The following is a 1947-nucleotide window of genomic DNA, read 5'->3' on the forward strand; positions in this document are numbered from 1 at the left end:
CGGGACCGGCGCCGTCGCGGGGCTGCGCGAGCCCGCCCCGACCGCGCCCGCGACCTGACCGAGCGCCCGGTTGTCCTTGCGCTCCTTGGGCAGCCCGCCGTCGAAGCCCGCCGCGATGACGGTCACGCGCACCTCGTCGCCCAGGGCGTCGTCGATGACCGTACCGAAGATGATGTTCGCCTCCGGGTGCGCGGCCTCCTGCACCAGGCGCGCGGCCTCGTGCACCTCGAAGAGGCCGAGGTCGCTGCCGCCCTGGATCGAGAGCAGCACGCCGTGGGCGCCGTCGATCGACGCCTCCAGGAGCGGCGAGGAGATCGCCAGCTCGGCGGCCTGCACCGCGCGGTCCTCGCCACGCGCGGAGCCGATGCCCATGAGCGCGGACCCCGCCCCCTGCATGACCGACTTCACGTCCGCGAAGTCCAGGTTGATCAGGCCGGGCGTGGTGATGAGGTCAGTGATGCCCTGCACACCGGAGTGCAGCACCTGGTCGGCCGAGTGGAAGGCCGCGATCGCGGACACGTTGCGGTCCGACATCGACAGGAGCCGGTCGTTCGGGATGACGATCAGCGTGTCGACCTCGTCACGGAGGTTCTCGATGCCGCTCTCCGCCTGGACCGCTCGCCGGCGGCCCTCGAACGTGAACGGGCGCGTCACCACGCCGACGGTCAGCGCGCCGAGCGAGCGCGCGATCCGCGCGACGACCGGGGCGCCGCCCGTGCCGGTGCCACCGCCCTCGCCCGCGGTGACGAAGACCATGTCGGCGCCGCGCAGGACGTCCTCGATCTCCTCCGCGTGGTCCTCGGCGGCCTTCTTGCCGACCTCGGGGTCCGCGCCGGCGCCGAGGCCGCGCGTGAGCTCCCGGCCGACGTCGAGCTTGACGTCGGCGTCGGACATCAGAAGGGCCTGTGCGTCGGTGTTGATCGCGATGAACTCGACGCCCTTGAGGCCGACCTCGATCATGCGGTTGACGGCGTTCACACCACCGCCGCCGATGCCGACCACCTTTATCACTGCCAGGTAGTTCTGCGGAGTTGCCACGTCGTCGCCTTTCGATTCGGGTCCCGAGTCCCGACTCTCGTCCCTCCCAAAGTCTCAGGTTGAGGTAGAGGGTTAGAGTTATGTCAGGTTGCTGCTGAGTTCGACGGTAGGTGTGCCGCCGTGGTGTGTCGAAGACATCGTCGCGCGTGTCGCGCAACGATGCACTCGAGAAATCACAGCGATGTTATTCCTGCTCGGTGCGTGAGTCGGTGCGCGACGCGCGCAGTACCTGACCGGCTCAGTGCGTGACCGGAAGGCCGGGCGACGAGACGTCGATGGTGGTCGCCGTCGGCTCCGCCCGCAGCAGCGTCTGGGCGACCTTCGTCTTGAGCGGCACCTCCGCGCCGCTCCCCCACCGGATCACGCGCCCGTCCGACAGCGTGGTGCGGACGTCGTCCTGGGTCGCCGCGCTCACGGTCTTGACGTCGGACGCGAGCTCGGCCGGCAGCGCGCCGAGCACCGCGAGGGCCGCGTCCAGCGCGCGCTTTCCCGCCCCGGCGTCGGACAGCGAGGTCACGATCGCTGGCAGACCCTTCGGCACCTTCTCGACCGTCGCGACGCGGACGCCCTCGGCGTCCATCAGGGCATAGACGTCGCCGGGCTGCGGCACCGCGGCGACCGGCTCGCGCGACGTGAGCGCCACCGCGAGCCCGTCCGGCCAGCTCCGTGTGATGCGCACGTCCTTGACCGCGTTCATCGCGAGGATCTCCTCGCGCAGGCCCACCGTGTCCAGGCGCGGCAGCGGCACGCCGGCCTCGGCGGTGACCGCGTCGCGCACCTCGCCGACGTCGACCGTGGTGCCCTCGCCCGTCACCCGGACCTGGTCCGGGTCGAGCGCGAACAACGGCGAGAAGAACGCCGCCCACACCACTCCCGCCACGACCGCGGCGGTGAGCGCGGTCCAGCCGA

At 71.3% G+C, this 1947-nt stretch carries 2 protein-coding genes; both read right to left on the reverse strand.

What is annotated here, in order from left to right; all coding sequences use genetic code 11:
• Positions 1-1038, reverse strand: a 1038-nt coding sequence (ftsZ, locus tag PROKR_RS12715) for a cell division protein FtsZ (RefSeq protein ID WP_084800419.1), incomplete at its 3' end; no start/stop codon positions are given.
• Between the two features lie 238 nt (positions 1039-1276).
• The coding region (locus PROKR_RS12720) for a cell division protein FtsQ/DivIB (RefSeq protein ID WP_157602046.1) at positions 1277-1947 on the reverse strand (671 nt) is incomplete at its 5' end.

The sequence above is a fragment of the Promicromonospora kroppenstedtii DSM 19349 genome (assembly GCF_000515355.1).
GTDB classification, from domain to species: Bacteria; Actinomycetota; Actinomycetes; order Actinomycetales; family Cellulomonadaceae; genus Promicromonospora; species Promicromonospora kroppenstedtii.